Raw genomic sequence first — 17,455 nt, 5'->3', positions numbered from 1 at the left:
ACAGATGCAAGACCTGGAACTGAGCGAAGAACAAATCATGATCCGCGACATGGCCCGGGACTTTGCCCGTGGCGAGATCGCCCCGCATGCCCAGGCCTGGGAAAAGGCCGGCTGGATCGATGATGGCGTGGTGCGCAAAATGGGCGAACTGGGCCTGCTGGGCATGGTGGTGCCAGAGGACTTCGGTGGCAGTTACACCGACTACGTGGCCTACGCCCTGGCCGTGGAAGAAATTGCCGCAGGCTGCGGCGCCACCGGGGCGATGATGAGCATTCATAACTCGGTAGGCTGCGGCCCGCTGCTGGCTTACGGTACTGCCGACCAGCAACAGCAATGGCTGCCCCGCCTGGCCAGTGGCGAAGTGATCGGCTGCTTCTGCCTGACCGAACCGCAAGCAGGTTCCGAGGCACACAACCTGCGCACTCGCGCCGAGCTGGTCGATGGCGAGTGGGTCATCAATGGCGCCAAGCAGTTCGTCAGCAATGCCCGCCGCGCCGGCCTGGCCATCGTCTTCGCAGTCACCGACCCGGAGCTGGGCAAGAAAGGTTTGTCGGCGTTCCTGGTGCCCACCGACAACCCGGGGTTCAAGGTTGACCGCAGCGAGCACAAGATGGGCATCCGTGCCTCGGATACCTGCGCAGTTACCTTCGACAACTGTCGCATTCCTGCCGCCAATATCCTGGGCGAGCGTGGCAAGGGCCTGGCCATCGCCCTGTCCAACCTGGAAGGCGGCCGTATCGGTATCGCCGCCCAGGCCTTGGGCATCGCCCGCGCCGCGTTCGAAGCGGCACTGGTGTACTCACGTGACCGCGTGCAGTTCGGCAAGCCGATCAACGAACACCAGAGCATCGCCAACCTGCTGGCCGACATGCAGGTGCAGGTGAACGCCGCACGCTTGCTGATCCTGCATGCCGCCCGCCTGCGCAGCGCCGGCAAGCCGTGCCTGTCGGAGGCATCACAGGCCAAGCTGTTCGCGTCCGAAATGGCCGAGCGGGTGTGCTCGATGGCGATCCAGGTGCATGGTGGGTATGGCTACCTGGAGGACTACCCGGTGGAGCGCTACTACCGGGATGCGCGGATTACGCAGATTTATGAAGGGTCGAGCGAGATTCAGCGCATGCTGATTGCGCGGGAGTTGAAGCACTATCCCCTGTAATTGAACTGCAACAGGCCCTTTGTGGGAGCGGGCGTGCCCGCGAAGCAGGCGATGCGGTGGATGGCACCGGCTTCGTCGGTGTTCGCGGGCACGCCCGCTCCCACAGGATTGGCGAGTGGCTCAAGAAAGCGTCAGTCGCCTACCGCCAATACCGCGCATCATCCACCACCTTCGCATGCCCTTCGAACAGCGCCGGCAGTTGCTCCTTGAGGTAGTCGATCCAGGTCCGCACCTTGGCATCCAGGTAATGCCGTGACGGGTACATCGCATACAGCGCACTTTCGCGCAGGCGGTACGGCGCCAGCAGCCGGCACAAGCGCCCCTGCTCGATGGCCTGGCTGGCGGTATAGAACGGCAGCAGGCCGATCCCCATGCCCAGCTCACTGGCCACCAGCATGGCATCGGCCACATTGGTGGAAAAATTGTCACGCGGTGCGATCACGCACTGATCCACACCCTGGGGGAATACCCAGTCGCCTTCATACATGGGATAAGCCATGCGCAGGCAGCGATGCGCATGCAGGTCCTCGGGGCGTTCAGGCACGCCATGTCGCTCCAGATAGCTGGGTGCTGCGCAGGGGATACTGAAGATATCGCCAAGCGGTACAGCGATCAGCTGTGAGTCCGGCAGCGCACCGTCCACGGTGATCACCACGTCATGGCCTTCGGCCAACGGGTCAGGGTTGCGCTGGGACAGCGTCAGCTCGATCACCACTTCCGGGCACAACGCGTTGTAGCCGGCCACCAGCGGCATCAGCAACAGCCCAAGGCCGTGCGGGCAATGCAAACGCAGGTGGCCGCGAGGCGTGAGGTGCGCGCCACGCGCCTCACCCACCGCTTCTTCGGTCAGCAGCATGATCTGACGCGCCCGCTCCAGAAACCGCTCGCCGGCCTCGCTCATGCGCAGGCGCCGGGTGGTGCGGTGCAGCAGGCGGGTCTGCAGCTGGTTTTCCAGCTCGGCAACAATGCGCGAAACCTGCGCCGCAGAGATGTCCAGGGCATTGGCGGCTGCAGCGAAGCTGCCGCATTCCACCACACGGGCGAAGGTACGCATGGCATGCAGCATGTCCATGACAGTGTGCTCCTTGTTCAGTCTTATTCTTGCGTTACAGGCAGGAATCTATCACGACTTAGCCCATTTATTGTGGATCACCAATGAATACATCATTAGCCATACATTGAACACAAGGAGCCTGTCATGAAACGTTCGATCGCTGTAATTGCCGTTGCCGCTGCCCTCAGCACGTTCGGTGCCTTCGCCGATAGCGCCAAAAACCAGCCTGTGAGCAGCAATTACGAGTACGGCATGCCGCTGGATGTGGCCAAAGTGATCTCCATCACCCCGGCCAGCAATGCCGCCGACTGCCAGGTTGGCACGGCGCACATGGTGTACGTCGACCATCAAGGCCAGAAACACGAAGTGGACTACCGCGAAATGGGCAACTGCTCGCAGCAGTGAGTCAGGCCAGCACCTGGGTGATCCAGCCCACCTGCCGATTGAAGTCGTCGATCTTTACCTGAGGCACCGCATCGCGGGCACGTTCGAAGTTGGCCAGGGTTTGCTGCTTCTGTTTCAGCATACGCCGCCACTTCACCCGAAATGCCTCGCTTTTCTCCTGCAACAGCACCGGGCCGAAGTACAGCTGTTCAGCGGTGTACGCAGCCTCGCCGGGCTCGGCAACGATGATTTCGTAGTCGAAGCGGTTTTCGCGCAGCAGTTCTTCGTTGACGATACGGTAACCGTTACCCGCCAGCCACTCGCGCAGCTCGCGCTCAGCGCCATTGGGCTGCAACACCAGGCGCATGACGCCAGCAAGGCGCTGCTTGCCGGCCTGCAGAATGTCGCACATGGTGTCGCCCCCCATGCCGCAGATGCTGATCACCGAAATACGGTCGTTTGCCTCCACTGCGGCCAGGCCATCGGCCAGGCGCACGGTGATGCAGTCTTCCAGGCCGTTCCTGCGCACGTTGCGCTGGGCCGAGGCGAACGGCGTTTGCGCCACCTCCCCCGCTACCCCGGCCTCGATCACACCCCGCAGCATCAAGGCCACCGGCAGGTAGCCGTGGTCCGAGCCAATGTCGGCCAGGCGCGCGCCCTGTGGTACATGGGCAGCCACGCGCTCCAGGCGCCTGGACAAAGTCTGTTCGTTCACCGTAAACCCCCGGTTTTGCAATGGGCGCGATTCTGACGGTGAACGCCGCGCATTTCAAACACCGGGGTACCCTCGACCCGCCCGCCCTGCTCGCGTAGGCTTGCCGCTTTCCTTCCGTTGCAAGGCAAGACACCATGGCTAACGCAGAAATCATCTACACCCCGGACCCGGACGCCGAGTCGATTTCGTCCGACGTCGCCGAATACAACGGCGTACTGGTCACCACCCAGATCCCGACCCACGCCGATGGCAGCCTGGAACTGGGCGGTATCGTCGAACAAAGCGAATGCACCCTGCAGGCGCTGAAAGTGGCGCTGGAGAAAGCCGGCAGCGGCATGGACCGCGTGCTGCACCTGACCATCTACCTGACCGACATGGCCGACCGTGCCGCGTTCAACGAGGTGTATCAGCGTTTCTTCAGCAAGCCCTGGCCGGTGCGTGCCGCCGTGGGTGTCGCATCCCTGGCGTTCGAAGGTATGCGCGTTGAAGTGACCGCAATGGCCGCCAAGCGCTGATATACCTGTAAGGGCCCTATCGCCGGCTTGCCGGCGATAGGGCCGGTACAAGCAATACACCTCCCGGCACCCCGATGATGCCGCCAGCCCGTTTCGCCGCTACAATGCCCGCCTAAACCGTGACAGCCCGAAAATATAACGACATGTCCCTTCCAAAGAATCACCTGGAACTGCTCAGCCCTGCCCGTGACGTGGCCATCGCCCGTGAAGCGATCCTGCACGGCGCTGATGCCATCTACATCGGCGGCCCGAGCTTTGGCGCGCGCCATAACGCCTGCAACGAAGTCAGCGATATCGCCGAACTGGTCGAGTTCGCCCATCGCTACCACGCACGCGTGTTCACCACCATCAACACCATCCTCCACGACAACGAGCTGGAGCCGGCGCGCAAGCTGATCCACCAGCTGTACGACGCCGGTGTCGACGCACTGATCGTGCAGGACCTGGGGGTGATGGAGCTGGACATTCCGCCGATCGAGCTGCACGCCAGTACGCAGACCGACATCCGTACCCTGGAGCGGGCCAAGTTTCTCGACCAGGCCGGTTTCTCGCAACTGGTACTGGCCCGTGAGCTGAACCTGCAGCAAATCCGCGCCATTGCCGCCGAAACCGACGCCGCCATCGAGTTCTTCATCCACGGCGCGCTGTGCGTGGCCTTCTCCGGCCAGTGCAACATTTCCCACGCGCAAACCGGCCGCAGCGCCAACCGGGGCGATTGCTCACAGGCCTGCCGCCTGCCGTACACCCTGAAAGATGACCAAGGCCGCGTGGTGGCGTTCGAAAAACACCTGCTGTCGATGAAGGACAACAACCAGACTGCCAACCTGGCCGACCTGGTCGATGCTGGCGTGCGCTCGTTCAAGATCGAGGGCCGCTACAAGGACATGGGTTATGTGAAGAACATCACGGCCCACTACCGCAAAGAGCTCGACGCCATCCTCGAAGGCCGCCCGGCTTATGCCCGTGCATCCAGCGGCCGCACCGAGCACTTCTTCCTGCCCGACCCGGACAAGACCTTCCACCGTGGCAGTACCGACTACTTCGTCACCGACCGCAAAGTCGACATCGGCGCCTTCGACTCGCCAACCTTCACCGGCCTGCCGGTGGGCGTGGTGGAAAAGGTGGGCAAGCGTGACATGCAAGTGGTTACCGACGTACCGCTGACCAACGGCGACGGCCTCAACGTGTTGGTCAAGCGCGAAGTGGTGGGCTTCCGTGCCAACATCGCCGAGCCTCGCGGCGAATTCGTGGAAGACGGCCACACGCGCTACCGCTACCGTGTCGAGCCCAACGAAATGCCTGAGGGCCTCTACAAGCTGCGGCCCAACCACCCGCTGTCGCGCAACCTCGACCACAACTGGCAGCAGGCCCTGCAACGCACCTCGTCCGAGCGCCGGGTTGGCGTGGAGTGGCACGCGGTACTGCGCGAGCAGCGCCTGATGCTGACCCTGAGCAGCGAAGAAGGCGTGAGCGTGCAGGTGGCCCTGGATGGCCCGTTCGGCGTGGCCAACAAACCGCAGCAGGCACTGGACCAGTTGCATGACCTGCTCGGCCAGCTGGGTACCACGATGTACCACGCCGACAGCATCCAGCTGGACGCCCCGCAGGCGTACTTCATCCCAAACTCGCAGCTCAAGGCCCTGCGCCGCGAAGCCATCGAGGCACTGACCGAAGCGCGTATCAAGGCGCACCCGCGTGGCGCGCGCAAGGCCGAGACGACGCCGCCACCGGTGTACCCCGAGTCGCACCTGTCGTTCCTGGCCAACGTGTACAACCAGAAGGCCCGAGACTTCTACCACCGCCACGGCGTGCAACTGATCGACGCGGCCTACGAGGCCCATGAAGAGCACGGCGAAGTGCCGGTGATGATCACCAAGCATTGCCTGCGCTTCTCCTTCAACCTGTGCCCCAAGCAGGCCAAGGGCGTGACCGGCGTGCGCACCAAGGTGGCCCCCATGCAGCTGATCCAGGGTGACGAAGTGCTGACCCTGAAGTTCGACTGCAAACCGTGCGAAATGCATGTGATCGGCAAGATGAAGAGCCACATCATCGACCTGCCGACCCCAGGCAGCGCGGTGGCCCAGGTGGTGGGGCACATCAGCCCGGAAGACCTGCTGAAAACCATCCCGCGCGGGCCGCATTGATCTTCAATCTGTACGGGCCTCCTCGCGGCTTAAGCCGCTCCCACAGGGAAATCACAGCATTCGAAGCGGTGAAAATCCCTGTAGGAGCGGCTTAAGCCGCGAACACCGGCGTAGCCGGTGCCAGCCAACAAAATCCTCGGTTCCAATCAGCGAATCTGATGCTTGTGCAGCAGCCGGTAAAACGTCGGCCGTGAAATCCCCAGCACCTTGGCCGCCACACTCAGGTTGTCACTGTGCCGGTTCAGCACGTCGCACAGTGCCTGGTGCTCGGCCCGGTGCTTGTACTCTTCCAGCGTACCCAGCGGCTGTTGCTCCTGGTCGAGCAGCTGCAGCCCCAGGTCCTGCGCCTCGATCTGCCGCCCTTCGGCCAGCACCAGGCCACGGCGCACGCGGTTGGCCAGCTCGCGCACATTGCCCGGCCAGTCATGCCGACCCATCGCCGCCAAGGCATGGTCGCTGAACGAGCGCGGCCGGCGCCCGGTTTCCAGGCTGTAGAAATGAGCAAAGTGGCTGGCCAGCATCGAGAGGTCGCCATGCCGGTCGCGCAACGGCGCGGTCACTACCTGCAACACATTCAGGCGGTAATACAGGTCTTCGCGAAATCGCCCTTGCTCGATGGCCCGTTCCAGGTCCACGTGGGTGGCGGCTAGCACACGCACATCCACCGGGATTGGCTGGCTACCGCCCACCCGCTCAATGTGCTTTTCCTGCAGAAAGCGCAGCAGGTTGGCCTGCAACTCCAACGGCAAGTCACCGATTTCATCAAGAAACAACGTGCCCCCATGGGCCGCTTCGATGCGCCCGGCCTTGCGCTGGTGCGCACCGGTGAAGGCGCCCTTCTCATGGCCGAACAGTTCGGACTGGATCAGGTGCTCGGGAATAGCCCCGCAGTTGATGGCAACGAAGGGCTGCTCGCTGCGTTGCGACTGGCGGTGCAGGGTGCGCGCCACCAGCTCCTTGCCGGTACCGCTTTCGCCTCGGATCAGCACCGGCGACTCGGTGGGCGCCAGTTTGCCCAGCAACTTGCGCAACTCACGGATGGGCCGGCTTTCACCGAGCAGTTCGTGGGTGGCTTCATCCACCTTCACCGCCCCTTTGCCACGCAAGCGCGCCATGCCGAACGCCCGGCCAAGGGTGACCTGTACGCGGGAGACGTCGAATGGCAGGGTGTGGAAGTCGAAGAACCATTCACAGACAAAATCGCCGACGGCAGGCATGCGCAGTTGTTCGGCACTGAGCACGGCAATCCATTCGGTATTGCTGCGTTTGATCATGTCCTTGACTGCATCAGGGTGCCTGAGGTGCGAAGCCTGCAAGCGCAGCAGGCCTACATCACAAGGGTGGTCCAGCGCCCCGCCGAGCGCGCAGGTGTCTACATCCCAGCCTGCGCTGCGCAGGCCCGGTAACAATCGGTGGCAGTCGTCGCAGGGGTCGACGATAAGCAAACGGCGTTGGGCGGCAAGCTGTTGCATAACCGATCCTTGGCGCCAGTTTTTGGTTTTATGAAGTAAAACAGCAAGTTGTGGCGCCCGTTTAACAGTAGCAACGAAGTTGACGGTTCCCAGTACCGTCTGTCTGCCGACGCATTTTTTTACAAAGCATCACGGGAATTTTCGCGTTTTATCGACATCACATGGCGGCGCAGGCAAGAACGGATTCGGCCCTGACAAAAAATTTTACATCCATTGTGTGACTTGCCGCCGGACAACGAGCATCAGTACACATAACCCCGCGCTGCACTTCGCGATGATTGAGGCGACTTTGAAGCAACGCGGACTTAACTTCGCTGTTTGGGACCATAGAGAGACCGAACCATGAATGCCCCGCTCCGTGTCAACGAAGCACTGCTGATTGCCGACCACGCCTTCGAACCTTTCCAGTGCGTAGCCTGGGATGCACCCAACGGTACTGGTGAACTGAGCCTGGCAGTGATCGACCGGACCAGCACCCGCATCGGCAGCAAACAAGTGTCTTCGCGCATCTATTCCGACCCGGCCCAATGGGCCAGCCTGATCGAGGAAGTGCGCGCCGAACTGTGCGAAAAAGGGTACGACCTGCAACCGTGGTCGATGCCGAAGTAATAACGCCCGGCAATCAAGTGCGTGCAACGTCACGCACTTGATTGCATGCAAAGTTGCTGTTCTGGCAACTTTTTCTATGGCGACATAGTGTCGCGCCAATCAGTCCAAGATTTTGAAGTGCTGCAAGTGCTGGTAATCGGCCTGCAATTGCTCAGCCAGACGCTGTGCGCGCCCAAGACGAACGGGGGCAAGTTCCATATCCACCAATAACGTTGCACAAGGCATGGGCTGCACGGCGTTGCAGTGCTGCAGGCGACCGTCGGTAAAGACCAGGCAGCGCATGGCTTCAGTCGGATGGGCGCGCTGGCGCGCCAGAAGCCAGTGCCGAGCCTGTTCCAACGCGGCGATCAGCGGCGTACCGCCACCGGCACCCAAGGCTTGCAGCCAGGGCTGCAAGGCCGCCGAGGCCTTCAGGCCGTGGCGTTGCCATTGTGGCGTTTGCCCGCTGGCGGTGAGCAGGGCCAACCGGGCGCGCTGGCGGTAAGCCTGGTCGAACAGGGCTGCCAGCAGCCCTTTGGTTTGCGCCAGCGCCTGATGACGACGGGTGGAGGCCGAGGCATCGACAATCACCAGCCACAGCTCTGCGGGCCTGGCTTGGCGCTGCTGCCAGCACAGGTCCTGGAGCAACCGTGGCCGCCCCTTGAGCAAAGTCGGCAGCCAGGCCACCCGACCGGTCGCCGCACTGCGTGCCCGGCCACGGCTGGCCCCGCCCTGCTTGCCCGCGCCAGGTCTGGCATCCGCCCCTTTGGCAGGTGGCTGGCGAATGCTCAGGGCTTTTTTGCCCAGTTCGGCACCTCGCGGCGGGCACCGCTGGCCACCGGCTGCGCCGGCAACGCCCCCCAGTCACCCTGCCCGCCCTGTTCGCCAGGGTGACTGGCACCCGGCTGATCGGGCTGCGGCGGTGCCGACGGCGCAGGGGCCTGGGGCGCCACTTGGCGACGATGGCGCAAGGCAAACTCGGCCACCGCGTCGACATCCGCCTCTTCAATAGCCGCCCCCCCGCGCCAGGCGCAGTGGGCGCGTGCAGCGCGCAGCCACACCAGGTCGGCGCGCAGGCCGTCGACGCCAGCGGCATAGCAGCGCTCGGTGATCCACGACAGCGCCTGGTCGTCCAGCGCTATGCCGGTCAAGGCCCGGCGCGCCGCCTGGCAGCGTTCGCGCAACTGCGCCTGGGCCGCAGCCCAGTGGGCACAGAAGGCGTACGGGTCGCTGTCGAAGGCCAGACGACGCCGAATGATCTGCTGACGCGCCTCAGGCTCGGGCGAACCTTCCAGGGCCACGTTGAGGCCAAAACGGTCGAGCAGTTGCGGGCGCAGCTCGCCTTCCTCCGGGTTCATGGTGCCGATCAGTACGAAACGGGCACTGTGCCGGTGCGAGATGCCGTCACGCTCGATACGGTTGGTGCCACTGGCCGCCACGTCGAGCAACAGGTCGACCAGGGTGTCGGGCAGCAGGTTGACCTCATCGACATACAGCACGCCACCGTCAGCCTGGGCCAGCACGCCCGGGGAGAACTGCGCCTTGCCCTGCCCCAGCGCCGCGCTCAGGTCCAGGGTGCCGACCAGCCGTTCCTCGCTGGCACCCAGCGGCAGGGTGACGAATGGCCCCTCGCCCAGCAGGTCGGCCAGGCCACGGGCCAGCGTACTCTTGGCCATGCCGCGCGGCCCTTCGATCAGCACACCGCCGATTTTCGGGTCGATGGCCGTCAGGCACAGCGCCAGCTTCAGGTCGTCGGCACCGACCACCGCGGCCAGCGGAAATTGTACGGGTTCACTCATTTCAAGCCTGTTCCTCGCCGTCGAGCAATTGCGCCTCAAGGGCCTCTCGGTAGTCGCCTGGTGCCTGCCACAGCCCGCGCTGCTGGGCCTCCAGCAGGCGCTCGGTCAGGTCGCGCAGGGCCTCGGGGTTGTGCTCGCGCATGAAGTCGCGGGTCGCCGGGTCGAGCACGTAGGCATCGGCGAGCCCCTGGTAATGATGGTCGTCGATCAGGTGCGTGGTGGCGTCGAAGGCGAACAGGTTGTCGACCGTCGCCGCCATCTCGAAGGCGCCTTTGTAACCGTGGCGCTTCACCCCGTCGATCCACTTGGGGTTCAGCGCACGGGCGCGGATAACCCGGTTCAACTCTTCCTTGAGGGTACGGATGCGCGGCCGGTCGGCCTGGCTGTGGTCGCCGTGGTAGCTGGCCACGGTAGCACCGGACAGGGTTTCCGATGCGGCCAGCATGCCGCCCTGAAACTGGTAGTAATCGTTGGAGTCGAGCAAATCGTGCTCGTGGTTGTCCTGGTTCTGCAGCACCGCCTGCACCTTGGCCAGACGCTGGGCGAACTGGGCGCGGGCCGGGGTGCCTTCGTCACGGGCGCCGTAAGCGTAACCGCCGTGGTTGAGGTACACCTCGGCCAGGTCGTCGCGGCTGTGCCACAGGCGCCCGTCGATGGCGTTCTGCACTCCGGCGCCGTAGGCGCCAGGCTTTGCCCCGAACACCCGCCAGCCCGCCTGGCGCGAAGCCTGCTCGGCGTCCACGCCTTGCGCTTGCAGCGTGGCACGCTCGCTGCGTACACGGGCGGCCAAAGGGTTGAGGTCGTCGGGTTCATCCAGCGCAGCGACGGCCTGCACCGCCGCATCGAACAGGCGGATAAGGTTACCGAAGGCATCGCGGAAAAAGCCCGAAACGCGCAACGTCACATCCACCCGAGGGCGGTCGAGCAGGCTCAACGGCAGGATTTCGAAGTCGTCGACACGCTGGCTGCCAGTGGCCCACACCGGCCGCACGCCCATCAATGCCATGGCCTGGGCGATGTCGTCGCCGCCCGTGCGCATGGTCGCCGTGCCCCACACCGACAGGCCGAGCTGGCGCAGGTGGTCGCCGTGGTCCTGCAGGTGCCGCTCAAGGATCAGGTTGGCCGAGGCGAAGCCCAGGCGCCAGGCCGTGGTAGTGGGCAGGTTGCGCACGTCCACGGTGTAGAAGTTGCGGCCGGTGGGCAGCACGTCGAGGCGCCCACGGCTCGGCGCACCGCTGGGGCCTGCGGGCACGAAGCGCCCGGCCAGCGCTGCCAGCAGGCCATTCATTTCGGCTGCACCGCACGCGTCCAGGCTAGGCGCTACCGCTTCGCGCAAGGCCTGCACCACATCGTGCACAGGCTGCCATTCGTTCTGCTCGGGTAGCGGCACCGTGCCGGCCAAGGCCTGACCGATCACCTGAAGTGCCAACAGCTCAAGGCGCTCGCGGGTATCTCCACAGGTGCGCCACGGTTCGCTGCTCATGGCCTGCAATTGCGCTGGGCGTGCGCCCTGCCAAGGCTGCCCAAGCTCACAATCGAGCGGATCGAAGCCCGGCACCAAGGCCTTGGCCAGGGCACGCAACAAGCTGGCATTGCCGCCGCGCCCGTCGCCCCGTTCAACCCGCAACAGCGCCAACAGGGTATCCAGCCGCAAGCGGCCTTCGGGCGACTGGCCGAACACGTGCAGGCCATCGCGAATCTGCGATTCCTTCAGATCGCACAGGTAGGTGTCCAGGCGCGGCAGCCATATGGCGGCATCGTCCAGCTGCCCTTCCAGCTGCAGCTCGCGGTCGATGTGGTTGGCCTTGACCAACTCCAGGATGTCGCGCTGCAACTCGCGGGCACGCCGTGGGTCGAGCATCTGCGCTTCATAGAACTCGTCGGCCAGCTGTTCCAGGTGGCGCAACGGGCCATAGGTCTCGGCGCGGGTCAGCGGCGGCATCAGGTGGTCGATGATCACCGCCTGGGTACGGCGTTTGGCCTGGGCGCCCTCGCCAGGGTCATTGACGATGAACGGGTAGATGTTCGGCAGCGGGCCGAGCAAGGCGTCTGGCCAGCACTGCGCCGACAAGCCGACGCCCTTGCCGGGCAGCCATTCGAGGTTGCCGTGCTTGCCGACGTGGATCACTGCATCGGCCGCAAAGGCATGGCGTAGCCAGAAGTGAAACGCCAGGTAGCCATGCGGCGGCACCAGGTCGGGGTCGTGGTAGACCGCGCTCGGGTCTACCTGGTAGCCCCGGGCCGGCTGAATGCCGACAAAGGTCAGGCCATAACGCAGGCCGGCCACCATCAGCCGTCCGCTGCGGTACATCGGGTCCTGCTCGGGCGGCCCCCAGCGGTCCAGCACGGCCTGGCGGTTGGCGTCGGGCAGGCGCTCGAAGGCGGCCTGGTAGTCGGCCAGGCTCAGACTTTGGGCGCAGGGGCGCAGGTCCAGGTGGTCGAGGTCGTTGGTTACGCCGCCAAGCAGTTGGTGGATCAGTTGTGTGCCGCTGCCCGGCAATTCGGCCAGCGGATAGCCCTCGGCCTGCAGTGCCTTGAGAATGTTCAAGGCAGCGGCAGGAGTGTCCAGGCCGACGCCATTGCCAATGCGACCATCGCGGGTTGGGTAGTTGGCCAGCACCAGGGCCACGCGCTTCTGCGCATTGGGCAGGCGCGCCAGTTCAACCCAGCGGCGGGCCAGCTCGGCAACGAAGTCCATGCGTTCGGGGTGGGCGCGGTAGCACACCACATCGGACTGGCTGCGCTCGCTGCGCCAGGCCATGTCCTTGAAACTGACCGGCCGGGTGATAATGCGCCCGTCCAGCTCAGGCAAGGCAATGTGCATGGCCAGATCGCGCGCGCCCAGCCCCTGTTCGCTGGCTTCCCAGCCAGGCTGGTTGTCCTGTGCGCAGATGGCCTGCAATACCGGGATGTCGCGGCGGAACGGGCGCAGGTTGGGGCGTTCGGGGCTGGACAGGGCAAAGCCTGTGGTATTGACCAGCACTTCGGCGCCGACCTCGTCCAGCCAGGCTTCGACCTGCTCCAGGCAGGCGCTTTCCTTGAGGCTGGCCACCGCGATCGGTAACGGGTTCAGCCCGGCAGCCTGCAGGCGCTGGCAGAACACGTCGATGAATGCGGTGTTGGCCGCCTGCAAGTGCGAGCGATAAAACAGCAGCGGCGCTACCGGGTGCTCGGGGTGCCAATGCGGGTACCAGTCTTCCAGCGTGGTGCTGCCCTTGGCCGGGTGATACACCGCCGTGCGCGGCAAGGGCTGCGGCTCCTCCCAGGCATAGTCACGGCCCAGCCACTGGCTGGCCAGGCAGTTGAACAGGTTGATGGCGTTGGCCTTGCCGCCTTGGCGCAAGTAGTGCCAGAGGCGCTCGGCCTGCTCGCCACCGACAGTACCCAGGGAGGTCAGCTCCGGGTCCGGGCGGTCATCGCCCGGCACCATAATCAGCTGCACGCCACGGGCGGCCAGCTCGACCAGTTGCTCGACGCCATAGCGCCAGTAACCGACACCGCCGTGCAGCGACACCAGGATGACTTTGGCATGGCGCAGCACCTGGTCGATATACAGGTCGACCGACGCGTGGTTTTGCACCTGCATCGGGTTGGCCAGACGCAGGCTGGGGAAGTCGTCTGGCAATTGCTCGGCGGTATCGGCGAGCAGTGCCAGGTGCGAATCGCCGCTGCAGAGAATCACCAGCTCGGCGGGGGTCTGGCCGAGGTCGGCAATGCTGTCATCCGGCACGAAGCCGCCGGGCTGGGTCCGCAGCAGGTGCATGGGTCAGGCGCCCAGGGCCTGGCGCAGGCGCGCTTCCAGCTGGGCAGCGTCAAGGTCCTGGCCAATCAGCACCAAGCGGGTAATGCGCGGCTCGTCAGCACGCCAGGCGCGGTCGAAGTGTTTGTCGAAACGGGTACCCACGCCTTGCACCAGCAGGCGCATCGGCTTGCCCGGGATGGCGGCGAAGCCTTTGGCGCGCAGGATGCCGAACTCCACCACCAGCTGGGTCAGGGCATCGAGCAACAGGCTTTCGTCGGCTTCTGGCAGGTCGATGGAGATGGAGTCGAAGGCATCGTGGTCATGATCATCATGGTCGTCACCGTCGTGGTGCGAGTCATGGTGGGTACGGCGGCCATCGATGTGCGCCTCGGACTCGGCGCCCACGCCCAGCAGCACCTCCAGCGGCAGCTTGCCGCTGCTGGCTTCGATCACCTTGACGGCTGGCGGAAGCTCTTCGGCCACTTCGGCACGGACCTTGGCCAGGCCTTCGGCGTCGATCAGGTCAGCCTTGTTCAGTACCACCAGGTCGGCGCTGGCCAGTTGGTCGGCGAACAGTTCGTGCAGGGGCGATTCGTGGTCCAGGTTAGGGTCGAGCTTGCGCTGGGCATCGACCTGGTCCGGGTAGGCAGCGAAAGTACCGGCCGCCACGGCCGGGCTGTCGACTACGGTGATGACCGCATCGACGGTGCAGGCATTGCGGATTTCCGGCCACTGGAAGGCTTGCACCAGCGGTTTGGGCAGGGCCAGGCCGCTGGTTTCGATCAGGATGTGGTCCAGGTCGCCACGGCGTGCCACCAGCTCGCGCATCACCGGGAAGAATTCTTCCTGCACGGTGCAGCACAGGCAGCCGTTGGCCAACTCGTAGACACGGCCACTGGCTTCTTCTTCGGTGCAGCCGATGCTGCACTGCTTGAGGATTTCGCCGTCGATCCCCAGTTCGCCGAATTCGTTGACGATGACCGCAATGCGACGGCCCTGGGCGTTGTCGAGCATGTGGCGCAGCAAGGTGGTCTTGCCCGAGCCGAGGAAGCCGGTGACGATGGTGACGGGGAGCTTGGCCAGTGTTTTCATGTCGCAGTGCCCTTGGCAGTGTGGCGCGGGCATGCAGGACGACAGCCACGGGCCAGGCCGGCCGGGCTTGTTCGCCACCGGATCACCCCGCCCGGTTTAAAGTCGAAAACGTGACGAGGCAGGTCTCCTGGCTCGCACCGTTCCATAGGCCTGACAAACAGCAGGCGGTGGCGGGATGACGCCTTCCCGCGCGCGGGCGCAGTGGCTGTGTCGATCCGTTATCGGTGCTTACAGTTGCGGGGGCAGCCGCGGCTTGTACCGCGTTCCCGTCTTAGCTTCGGCGTGGCCGAAGAACCTCGAAGTGGCAAGGCTACGCAGTGGTTGGCGGGTGGTCAACCGTTGCGCAGCGCTGGCTGACCACAAGGCACCCAAGTGCGTTACAGTGGCGCCTTCATCCACGGTCAAGGACGCCCCATGCAGCTCGCCCCCGCCATACCGGTACTGCGCATCTTCTCGGTCGACAAGGCCAAGGCGTTCTACCTCGATTTCCTCGGTTTCAGCGTGGACCGGGGCCTGCAGATGCAGGTGTATGACCCGTTTGGCAACCGCCTGCGCTTTTGCCAGCAGATCGATGACGAGGCCAACCCTTGAAAGCGTTGGGCAAGCGCGATATGGCCCGGCTGGAGCGGGAACTGGTGGCGTGCCTGACCGAAGCCTGCGAAACCGCCAAGGCGGAAATCGTCGGTTTCAGCTGGCTTACCCACCGGCTCGACCCCGAGGATTTTCCGGGCAGCCTGCGCATTACATGGGTGTTCGAGCAAGAGGCCGACAAAACCGCTGCCGTGGCAGGCCAGGCGAAGGCGCGTATGCTGGCACTGACCAGCCAGGCGTTGGAGCAGGCCGGCATCCCGCTAGACCACCCGGCTTGGCATGTGCGTTTCGACAGTGAAGAGGCCTGCGCACACGGCCAAGGTGGCGACTGGGCCACGCGCTTGCAGAAGCAGCGCTGAAGCCAGCTGGCGGGCGGTGCTTTACCCGCCCCTGCCAGTCCGTTAGGCTTCACGTTCCCCTGCTACGAGGTGTTCGTTCAATGCGCCACTGATGCCGCCGTCCCCTTCGACGGCCAGTCTTCAGCCTCCGGTTCGCTCCGGAGATGTCGCGGCATTTGTGGAGTTGTGCATGACGAACACGTCAATCCTGACGCTGGACAGCGTCTCCCTGACCTTGCCTGATGGCAGGCAGCTGTTTACCGACCTCAACGAAACCTTTGATCGCCGCCGCACTGGCCTGGTCGGGCGCAATGGTGTGGGCAAGAGTTTGCTCGGTCAGATTCTGGCCGGCCAGCGCGAACCGAGCAGCGGCCATTGTCGACGCCTTGGCCGTATTCACCTGCTGAACCAGCAGGTGATCGAACAGAGCGCCACGGTTGCCGACCTGGCCCAGGCCGGCACGCTTTTCGCAGCGCTGGAGCGTATCGAGCAAGGCGGCATCGCCCCCCAGGATTTCGACACCGTTGGCGAGCGCTGGGATATCCGCGAGCAATTGCAGGCGCACCTGCAGCGCCACGGTCTGGGCCAACTCGGCTGGCACCAGCCCGCCAACAGCCTGAGCGGTGGCCAGGCCATGCGCGTGGCGCTGATTGGCGCGTGGCTGAGCAATGCCGACTACCTGATTCTCGACGAACCCAGCAATCACCTGGACAGCGAAGCCCGCGCCCAGCTGCTGGGCATGATCGAAGCCTGGGACCGGGGCCTGCTGGTGATCAGCCACGACCGCAGCCTGCTGGCGCACATGGTGCGTATCGTCGAGCTGTCCGGCCTGGGGTTGCAGGCCTATGGCGGCAATTACAGCTTCTATACAGAGCAAAAGGTCAGCCAGACGACCCAGGCCCAGCAGCAACTCGCCCGATTGAAGCAGGCGCAGCAACGCCAGGCCCGTGAACTGCAACGCCAGCGCGAAGACCTGGAGCGCCATCAGGCCCGGGCCGGGCGCCAGGCCAGGCACGCCAATCAGGCCAAAATTCTGGTCGATCGCCAGCACGAGCGCAGCCAGGCCACGGCGGGCAAGCAGCGCCGCGACCACGGCGAAGCCCGGCAGGCCCTGCATGATCAAGTCCGCGATGCCGCGCGCAAGGTCGAGCAGGACACAGCCATTACCTTGCATGCCCCCACACCTCAGCGCCATGCAGGCCGCGAAGTGCTGGCCCTCCAGGCGCTTCGCCTGCCCCGTGGCACCCGCAAACCGCTCGACCTGCGCGTATGCCTGGGCCAGCGGGTGGGTTTGGTCGGGGCCAATGGCAGCGGCAAGTCCACCCTGCTCAGGCTGCTGAACGGGGAATTACCGGCATCGCCTGACAACGTGCGCCTCACGGGCGAGACGGCCCTGCTCGACCAGCATTGCAGCACGCTATGCGGCCACAGCAGTGTGCTCGACCACCTGGGCAGGGCCAACCCGGCAATGGCCCAGGGTGAATTACGCAGCCGCCTGGCGCAGCTTGGGCTGGATGCGGCCCGTATCGAACTGCCCAGCAGCCTGCTCAGCGGCGGAGAACGGATGAAGGCGGCACTGGCCGCCGTGTTGTACCGCGAACGGCCGCTCGACCTGTTACTGCTGGACGAACCCGGTAACCACCTGGACCTGCCGTCACTGGCCGCACTGGAGCGCATGCTCGGGCAGTTCGGCGGGGCGCTCATGGTGGCATCCCATGATGCAGTACTGCTGCAAAACCTGGCGCTGGATGAGTACCTGCAGTTGTAGATACCGAAAAAAATGCATCGCAGGCTATCAATTCGTGACTGGCCGTTCCCGATCTGCCACGGATGTATTATGGTGGCGTGGTGCGCATATAACAGCA

General features: G+C 64.5%; 15 protein-coding genes and 1 riboswitch. Of the genes, 8 read left to right on the top strand and 7 right to left on the bottom strand.

The window, feature by feature from the left end; all coding sequences use genetic code 11:
* Positions 1 to 4 precede the first annotated feature (4 nt).
* Complete coding sequence (locus tag FHW75_RS19105) at positions 5 to 1,156, top strand: acyl-CoA dehydrogenase family protein (protein WP_019098524.1); 1,152 nt, start codon at positions 5 to 7, stop codon at positions 1,154 to 1,156.
* A gap of 139 nt (positions 1,157 to 1,295) precedes the next feature.
* On the opposite strand, the gene FHW75_RS19100 is transcribed toward FHW75_RS19105, so the two are convergent.
* Complete coding sequence (locus FHW75_RS19100; protein ID WP_016713940.1) at positions 1,296 to 2,228, bottom strand: LysR family transcriptional regulator; 933 nt, start codon at positions 2,226 to 2,228, stop codon at positions 1,296 to 1,298.
* 126 nt (positions 2,229 to 2,354) lie between these two features.
* On the opposite strand from FHW75_RS19100, the gene FHW75_RS19095 reads away from it, so the two are divergent.
* A complete protein-coding gene (locus tag FHW75_RS19095) occupies positions 2,355 to 2,615 on the top strand; it encodes a DUF2790 domain-containing protein (protein WP_016713939.1) in 261 nt (86 codons plus the stop codon).
* A 1-nt stretch (position 2,616) separates the two neighbouring features.
* Here FHW75_RS19095 and FHW75_RS19090 read toward each other — a convergent pair whose 3' ends face one another.
* Positions 2,617 to 3,309, bottom strand: coding sequence for a tRNA (adenine(22)-N(1))-methyltransferase TrmK (locus FHW75_RS19090; RefSeq protein WP_025752497.1), 693 nt, complete (start codon positions 3,307 to 3,309; stop codon positions 2,617 to 2,619).
* A 134-nt stretch (positions 3,310 to 3,443) separates the two neighbouring features.
* Between FHW75_RS19090 and FHW75_RS19085 the strand changes: the two genes are divergently transcribed.
* Both FHW75_RS19085 and FHW75_RS19080 read left to right on the top strand, forming a co-directional pair.
* Positions 3,444 to 3,824 carry a RidA family protein gene (locus tag FHW75_RS19085; protein ID WP_019098525.1) on the top strand — a complete coding sequence of 127 codons (381 nt, stop codon included), beginning with the start codon at positions 3,444 to 3,446 and terminating at the stop codon, positions 3,822 to 3,824.
* A gap of 143 nt (positions 3,825 to 3,967) precedes the next feature.
* Positions 3,968 to 5,968: a U32 family peptidase gene (locus FHW75_RS19080; RefSeq protein WP_019098526.1), complete on the top strand. Its 2,001-nt coding sequence runs from the start codon at positions 3,968 to 3,970 to the stop codon at positions 5,966 to 5,968.
* A 146-nt stretch (positions 5,969 to 6,114) separates the two neighbouring features.
* Here FHW75_RS19080 and FHW75_RS19075 read toward each other — a convergent pair whose 3' ends face one another.
* Positions 6,115 to 7,440, bottom strand: a complete 1,326-nt coding sequence (locus FHW75_RS19075; protein ID WP_183674255.1) for a sigma-54 dependent transcriptional regulator — start codon at positions 7,438 to 7,440, stop codon at positions 6,115 to 6,117.
* 342 nt (positions 7,441 to 7,782) lie between these two features.
* Here FHW75_RS19075 and FHW75_RS19070 point away from each other — a divergent pair, with 342 nt between their 5' ends.
* The gene (locus FHW75_RS19070) at positions 7,783 to 8,049 is read left to right on the top strand and encodes a hypothetical protein (RefSeq protein ID WP_013972506.1); all 267 of its coding nucleotides are present in this window, start codon (positions 7,783 to 7,785) and stop codon (positions 8,047 to 8,049) included.
* 99 nt (positions 8,050 to 8,148) lie between these two features.
* On the opposite strand, the gene FHW75_RS19065 is transcribed toward FHW75_RS19070, so the two are convergent.
* The 4 genes from FHW75_RS19065 to cobW all read right to left on the bottom strand — a co-directional run bounded on the left by FHW75_RS19065 (position 8,149) and on the right by cobW (position 14,661).
* The gene (locus FHW75_RS19065; protein WP_026020434.1) at positions 8,149 to 8,715 is read right to left on the bottom strand and encodes a VWA domain-containing protein; all 567 of its coding nucleotides are present in this window, start codon (positions 8,713 to 8,715) and stop codon (positions 8,149 to 8,151) included.
* A gap of 101 nt (positions 8,716 to 8,816) precedes the next feature.
* Positions 8,817 to 9,827 carry an ATP-binding protein gene (locus tag FHW75_RS19060; RefSeq protein WP_025752504.1) on the bottom strand — a complete coding sequence of 337 codons (1,011 nt, stop codon included), beginning with the start codon at positions 9,825 to 9,827 and terminating at the stop codon, positions 8,817 to 8,819.
* 1 nt (position 9,828) lies between these two features.
* Positions 9,829 to 13,590, bottom strand: coding sequence for a cobaltochelatase subunit CobN (gene cobN, locus FHW75_RS19055; protein WP_025752506.1), 3,762 nt, complete (start codon positions 13,588 to 13,590; stop codon positions 9,829 to 9,831).
* A gap of 3 nt (positions 13,591 to 13,593) precedes the next feature.
* Positions 13,594 to 14,661: a cobalamin biosynthesis protein CobW gene (gene cobW, locus FHW75_RS19050; protein ID WP_003247913.1), complete on the bottom strand. Its 1,068-nt coding sequence runs from the start codon at positions 14,659 to 14,661 to the stop codon at positions 13,594 to 13,596.
* A 99-nt stretch (positions 14,662 to 14,760) separates the two neighbouring features.
* A riboswitch (cobalamin riboswitch) is annotated at positions 14,761 to 14,975 on the bottom strand.
* Positions 14,976 to 15,075: 100 nt separating this feature from the next.
* On the opposite strand from cobW, the gene FHW75_RS19045 reads away from it, so the two are divergent.
* From FHW75_RS19045 to FHW75_RS19035, 3 genes are all read left to right on the top strand, one after another.
* Positions 15,076 to 15,252 carry a glyoxalase superfamily protein gene (locus FHW75_RS19045; RefSeq protein WP_019096281.1) on the top strand — a complete coding sequence of 59 codons (177 nt, stop codon included), beginning with the start codon at positions 15,076 to 15,078 and terminating at the stop codon, positions 15,250 to 15,252.
* Positions 15,249 to 15,611, top strand: a complete 363-nt coding sequence (locus tag FHW75_RS19040) for a hypothetical protein (protein ID WP_025752512.1) — start codon at positions 15,249 to 15,251, stop codon at positions 15,609 to 15,611. Before FHW75_RS19045 ends, FHW75_RS19040 begins: the two co-directional genes overlap by 4 nt.
* A gap of 169 nt (positions 15,612 to 15,780) precedes the next feature.
* Positions 15,781 to 17,358 (top strand): ATP-binding cassette domain-containing protein, encoded by a 1,578-nt coding sequence (locus tag FHW75_RS19035; protein ID WP_183674252.1) that lies wholly within the window; start codon positions 15,781 to 15,783, stop codon positions 17,356 to 17,358.
* Positions 17,359 to 17,455 lie beyond the last annotated feature (97 nt).

The sequence above is a fragment of the Pseudomonas sp. OG7 genome, assembly GCF_014192825.1.
GTDB classification, from domain to species: Bacteria; Pseudomonadota; Gammaproteobacteria; order Pseudomonadales; family Pseudomonadaceae; genus Aquipseudomonas; species Aquipseudomonas monteilii.
This window is presented reverse-complemented; position numbering and strand designations above follow the sequence as displayed.